Genomic DNA, 6,168 nt, shown 5'->3' with positions numbered 1-6,168 from the left:
ACATTAGAAGTAGCAAGCATTGCAACAACAAGTGACATACTTAATGTCTTTTTTGCCATGCCCTTCTTTGTGTTTTTAATCTTTGTCATGATTATAGTTCCCCTTTGGGTGGTGTATAGGTTATTTTTATGGTTGATTTTACATCTGGAATAATTCTTAGAGTAGCAGAACGCACGTAATATTTGATTTATAATTATTTTTTTATGATGATTTATATCAAAATAAATAGTTATAACAAAAATAATTGTTCTCAGCATGCAAAAAAGCTTTCAAAAGTATCGAAAAGATACAATTGAAAGCTTTACTCCTGATTGGTGAAATTAAATTTTTTCGTTTATTATGTATAGCCCTAATAAGGGGACATTTCACGCGGTAAGATCCATTCCTATAGATTCTGCAATTTCTTTTAATTTATCTGTGGAAAATCCAGTATATTTTTCAATTTTATCAAGTGGTTCTTTATCTTTGAGCATCATCTCTGCAAGGGAAAGATTTTTCTTTTCTACACCCTGTTCGATACCTTGCTCGATACCCTGTTCCATACCCCGTTCGATACCCTGCTCAACAAGTGCTTTCCCCAGATTACACATATCCTGCACCTCACTTTCGAATTCTTCTGTCATGGCGATGCCAAAATCTTCCTGAAGACGTTTTTTCTTTGCTTCAGAGGATTTGGAAAGAGAAAAAAGTGTATTCAGCAGATCAAGGATCTCCAGATCACTTTCTTTGTCTGCGTCGCCTAAATTTACTATAACAACTTCCATAAGGTCATAATTGCCAGGAGTTTCATAAGGTTTTCCTAATATCGTATCCTGTACAGTATGATATCTGAAAATTCCATTCCTGCGTTTTTTTGCCGGATCCGGGCAGATCCAGATACTATAGACTTTCTGGAGTTTTTCGTAATGTTCACCGGTAAAAACAGTGCCATACTGTTCGGAAATCATTCTTGCACAATAATAAAATCCTCTTGTAACTAATGGATATCCTGGTGTGTCATTTAACTGGATTTCCAGATTGATGATCATCTGTATCGGCTCTCCATTGTTTGGAATATAAGCCTTAAAGCGAATATCATAATATACAGTCTGATCTTTAATGGCATTAGCCTCAGAATTGAGGCAGTCTATTCGTTCGTTTCCATCTAATAATCCGTTGAGGTCGGGCTGATCCTGATGTACTGCTCGAGCGGAAATTTCGATATCTCCATTCAGGCAATTATCACAGATAAATCTGACACTATATTGGGAAAATTCTTTTGTACAGGATTTGAGAATCCAGGCAATGACCGCCTTATAGGTTAATAGTTTCTTGGCACATTCATCATATCTTGCACGATCTGTAGCAAGGTCTATCGTCTGTGCCAGATTTGTTTGACGTACTATGGATATCACCTCCTGCTACATATTTTTGTACTTATATTTTATCAGAGCTACTGTATGATTACCAGAAAAACTTTTCGACAAGTTTTCGTTTAAAAACCTATGCATCAGATATGGAATGCTTTATACCTTTGATGGAAAAGTTCAATAACATTTATGGGCATTATCCGAAGTATCCAGTTGCTGATGCTGGATATGGTTCTTATAATAATTATCTTTACTGCGAAGAACACGACATGGAAAAATACATGAAATTTACCATGTACAAAAAAGAAACGACCGACAAAAAATAACACGAGAATCCGTATCGTACTGTAAACTTTACAGAAGATGAAGCAGGGAATCTCGTATTATTTAACAGCCACCTTTTACAGGTTTGATTATGGGCGAAATATTTCCTGCCGTTCTATTTTACAGGTATGTTTCTTATTTGATAGTATTTCAACTTTACACTGATGCTCTTTTGTTTTCTTATCGTAGCTGATTCCAACTCCCAGGATCTCGCCGGTATATTTACGGTTTTCCCCTAATTTCCCCTGAAAACGCAGAAGATAATCCTTTTCTTTGATCTGTTGTATAGCTTCTTCCGGAGAGTGATCTGCTTTTAATTCAAGAATAATACAGGGTTCTGAAGCATTCCATGGATAAAAAATAAAATCAACGAATCCTTTTCCTGCTTTATCTTCACGTTCGATCCTGTATTTATTTCGTGCTGACAGATATACCAGATTGACAATAGCAGAAAGTTCTATTTCGCTGTTATACGAAAAGATAGGTGATTCTGTGTTGTGGGCATATTGAAGAATGTCTGCCATCTTTTGCGCATCGCCTGATAATGTAGCCTTAAGCATCTGGTCTGAAACCCGGGCTAACTGATATACATATCCAAGACTTTTTTCAGTCTGTAGCAGTTCTTCATACTTAAGCATCAATTCTTTATTCGGAATGAATACTTTTCCATTAATAAATGTAAGCAGACCATAGACAACCATCGCAGAATAAATCTGATTCCGACTTTTCAACTCCATGGCAGAAGCAGCGAATTCATCTATTCTGGCATCTACGCCTTCGCCTGAAACCATCAATGCCAGATCATCTTTGATCTGATCAATATCATTACGGATATAATAAAAAATTTCGTCATAAGGTCCTGAACTGGTCCAGTAATTAGAGAGCTGGTTGAAACGCAAAGCCATTACTACAGACCTCGGGTTATACAGACGCATGCCGGAAGCAGTGAAATATCCGTCATACCATTCCTGCAGTCCCTGACGTGATACCTGCGGATTTTTACATATCTGCAGATATTTTTCATACAGGATATCAACTTCTTCGTCCGTAAAGCCAAAATATTCTCCAAATGCTTCCATAGAAGTCATTTTAAATTCCATAAACATATTCAGTTCAGAACCACTGGAATATTTAGAGATAGGAAGAATGCCGGTAATGTATGCCAATGCCACGTAATCCTGGTCTTTCAGCAGGGTTTTGAGAAAAAGGATATACTCAGCTTTGTCTGTTTCGGTGATAAAAGGCATATGAAAAACAGCATCCCATTCATCCATGATAAAAATAAACTGCTGGTCTGATCGGTCTGAAATAGCAGAAAACATATCCCATACCGCTGCTTCAAAGTTTAATTTATACTCAGGATATGCATTTTTTAGATCGCTTTTTAATCCTGTAATAATCCGGTTTATATATTGCTGGTAAGATGTACAATTTTCAGGAAGTCTGCTGAAATCAATATAAATGATATCATATTGATTTAAATATTTCTGATACTTTGCAGATCCTGCAATTTTTAGATGGTCAAATATCTGTGAAGAATCCCAGCCTTTACCCAGAAAAGCTCCCAGCATATTTGCCATAATTGTTTTCCCGAATCTGCGAGGCCTTGTGATACATATATACTGCGTTTCTTCTTCTATACATCCCAATACATCATTCAGGATACAGGTCTTATCAACAAAATATGTGGTTTCTGATATTTTTTTATATCTTTTGTAAGGAAGAGGAGTATTTAAAAACATTGCCATATTGTTCACCGCCTTTCAGAATTCTTTTCTTTATTGAAATATTATAACATCCTTACGAAGTACTTGCCAGACCAAAGATTTCGACAAAGAAAGACCCCGGTCGCAATGACCGGAGCCTTCTTTTTTAGGAATCTGTATTATTTACCCAAATGGATTATTTCACTTTTGCAGTTTCGCAGAAATGGTTGAAAAGACTGACCGTCTGTATCCGGTGGTAAGTCTGTGCGTATACTATGGAGAAAGCGAATGGGATGGTCCCTTTTCATTGAAGGATATGCTTAAAATCCCTGAAAAGCTGCAGCCTTTGGTATCTGATTATCGGATGAACCTGATCCAGATAAGGTCAAGCGAATCCCTGTGTTTCAGGAATCCTGATATAAATACGGTATTTGATGTGAGCAGGTCTATCTATGCACGGGACTATACGAAGAAGATCCGGGAAGTATTCTTGAAGGCAGACAAAAAGGCATTCTTGAAGGCAGACAGGAGGGCATTATTGAGGGTATCCGTGCAACTGTAAGAACCTGCAGAAATTTTAATATCAGTGAAGAAGATACGGTCAGAAATATCATGAATGAATTTTTCCTGTCACAGGAAAAAGCTGCCAGTTATGTAAAAAAATTCTGGTAAAAAGAGAGTCTCCAGCTGAAATGACTGGAGACTTATTTAATGACAAAATTATATCCTTTTGTCAGGCAACTTTAAAGTGATTACTACTGTATGGATTAATTTTGGAATTCGTGGTACCGTTATTTGTGAGAATACTACGCTATGAACAGTTCTGGTTTATCTATAAAAATTTTCAGAATCCAGAATTTTGTTTTGATAAAATTTCTATCTTGCACTGGTGTGTTTTGGTTTCTTTATCATAACTGATTCCAACTCCCAGAATTTTTCCAGTATATTTACCGTTTTCTCCTAATTTTCCCTGGAAGCGGAGAATATAATCTTTGTCCTTGATTTGCTGTATTGCTTCTTCCGGGGAGCTATCTACTTTTAACTCAAGAATGATGCAGGGTTCCTCAACATTCCATGGATAAAAAATAAAATCAACATATCCCTTTCCAGCTTTGTCCTCACGTTCAATCCGGTATTTATTTCGTGCAGACAAATATACCAGATTAACAATAGCAGAAAGTTCTATTTCATTGTTATATGAGAGGATTGGAGATTCCGTATTGTGGGCATATTGAAGAATATCTGTCATTTTTTGAGTATTACCTGATAAGGTAGCTTCAAGCATCTGGTCAGAAATCTGGGCCAGTTGATATACATAGCCAAGACTTTTTTCATTTTGCAAAAGTTCTTCATATTTGAGCATCAGTTCTCTGTTTGGAATAAAGACTTTTCCTTTGTTAAAAGTAAGAAGACCATATACGACCATGGCAGAGTAAATCTGATCTTTACTTTTTAGTTTCATGGCAGATGCGGCGAATTCATCTACTTTCGCTTTGATACCTTCGCCTGAAACCATTAATGCCAGGTCATTTTTGATCTGAGCAATATCATTCTGAATATAGTAAAAAATTTCATCGTAAGGTCCGGAACTGGTCCAGTAATTGGAGATTTGATTAAAACGCAATGCCATTACAACAGACCTTGGATTATACAAACGTTTACCAGAAACAGTAAAATATCCGTCATACCATTCTTGCAAGCCTTTGCGTGATACCTGTGGATTTTTACATAAATGCCGATATTTCTCATAAAGATTATCAACTTCTTCATCTGTGAATCCAAAGTATTCCCCAAATACTTCCATAGAAGTCATTTTAAACTCCATAAACATGTTCAGCTCAGAACCGCTGGAATATTTGGAAATAGGCAGGATACCAGTCATATATGACATAGCAACATATGCATGGTCTTTCAGTAGATTACTCAGAAAAAGAAGAAACTTTTTCTTATCATCTTCTGTAATGAAATCTCTGTGAAAGATATTATCCCATTCATCCATTATAAATATGAATTGCTGGCCATCATAATCATCAAAAATCTGATCTAATATATCCCAGAGAGAATCTTCTATATCAATTTCTGAATCAGGAAATGTTTTAATAAGATCCTTTTTCAGCTTCTTTTCTATTCTGGAAATATACATAGAATATGAACTGCACTCATTGGGCATTTTGCTGAAGTCAATATAAATGACATCATATTTATTGATATGATGCTGATAAGAAGCAGAACAGGAGATTTTTAAAGAATCAAAAGTCTCATGAGAATTTATTCCTTTTCCGAAAAAAGCTCCGATCATATTTGCCATTACAGTTTTTCCAAATCTTCGTGGTCTGGTAATGCAGACATGTTTATTTCCCTGTTCGACAAAAGGAAACAATTTTTCCAGCAGTTGTGATTTATCTACAAAGTAAGGGCTGTCGACTTCACTTTTGTATAAAAAATATGGTGCAGCACTGTTTAAATAAAATCCCATACCTGACCTCCTCGAAAGAATTAGATGTCTATATCTGTACATTTAATTGATTTGTAAAGTTCTTGTAGATGAACATATTATAGCATTCTTCTTATCCCCTTGCCAGACCAAAGATTTCGACAAAGAAAGACCCCGGTCGCAATGACCGGAGCCTTCTTTTTTAGGAATCTGTATTATTTACCCAAATGGATTATTTCACAGTAGCCTTTTTCAGGTTTGACCATGGGCTGAAGACTTTCTTTCCGTCTTCGGAGGTTCTGTTGAATGCATGCATTCCTACAGTCCATGTTCCCTTTGGTACGTTCTTGAATGT

At 36.2% G+C, this 6,168-nt stretch carries 4 protein-coding genes and 1 pseudogene; 2 read left to right on the top strand and 3 right to left on the bottom strand.

What is annotated here, in order from left to right:
- Window positions 1-365: 365 nt before the first annotated feature.
- Window positions 366-1,394: a PD-(D/E)XK nuclease family transposase gene (locus tag ACTNES_RS18810; RefSeq protein ID WP_441040367.1), complete on the bottom strand. Its 1,029-nt coding sequence runs from the start codon at window positions 1,392-1,394 to the stop codon at window positions 366-368.
- A gap of 83 nt (window positions 1,395-1,477) precedes the next feature.
- On the opposite strand from ACTNES_RS18810, the pseudogene ACTNES_RS18805 reads away from it, so the two are divergent.
- Window positions 1,478-1,744: pseudogene (locus ACTNES_RS18805) on the top strand (IS1182 family transposase); the annotation flags it as partial.
- Between the two features lie 18 nt (window positions 1,745-1,762).
- Here the strand turns inward: ACTNES_RS18805 and ACTNES_RS18800 are convergent.
- Window positions 1,763-3,421 (bottom strand): AAA family ATPase, encoded by a 1,659-nt coding sequence (locus ACTNES_RS18800; protein ID WP_320813157.1) that lies wholly within the window; start codon window positions 3,419-3,421, stop codon window positions 1,763-1,765.
- 181 nt (window positions 3,422-3,602) lie between these two features.
- Here ACTNES_RS18800 and ACTNES_RS18795 point away from each other — a divergent pair, with 181 nt between their 5' ends.
- Window positions 3,603-3,941: an Rpn family recombination-promoting nuclease/putative transposase gene (locus tag ACTNES_RS18795; RefSeq protein ID WP_441040366.1), complete on the top strand. Its 339-nt coding sequence runs from the start codon at window positions 3,603-3,605 to the stop codon at window positions 3,939-3,941.
- Between the two features lie 282 nt (window positions 3,942-4,223).
- Here ACTNES_RS18795 and ACTNES_RS18790 read toward each other — a convergent pair whose 3' ends face one another.
- Window positions 4,224-5,855: an AAA family ATPase gene (locus tag ACTNES_RS18790; protein WP_320813155.1), complete on the bottom strand. Its 1,632-nt coding sequence runs from the start codon at window positions 5,853-5,855 to the stop codon at window positions 4,224-4,226.
- Window positions 5,856-6,168 lie beyond the last annotated feature (313 nt).

It is taken from the genome of Blautia sp. HCP3S3_D9 (genome assembly GCF_052063845.1).
Taxonomy (GTDB): Bacteria; Bacillota; Clostridia; order Lachnospirales; family Lachnospiraceae; genus Blautia_A.
This window is presented reverse-complemented; position numbering and strand designations above follow the sequence as displayed.

What these genes read in the sequence shown, in the direction of transcription:
- ACTNES_RS18790 (WP_320813155.1), bottom strand. Translation starts at nt 5,855, where the DNA reads ATGGGATTTTATTTAAACAGTGCTGCACCATATTTTTTATACAAAAGT.
- ACTNES_RS18800 (WP_320813157.1), bottom strand. Translation starts at nt 3,421, where the DNA reads ATGGCAATGTTTTTAAATACTCCTCTTCCTTACAAAAGATATAAAAAA.
- ACTNES_RS18795 (WP_441040366.1), top strand. Translation starts at nt 3,603, where the DNA reads ATGGTTGAAAAGACTGACCGTCTGTATCCGGTGGTAAGTCTGTGCGTA.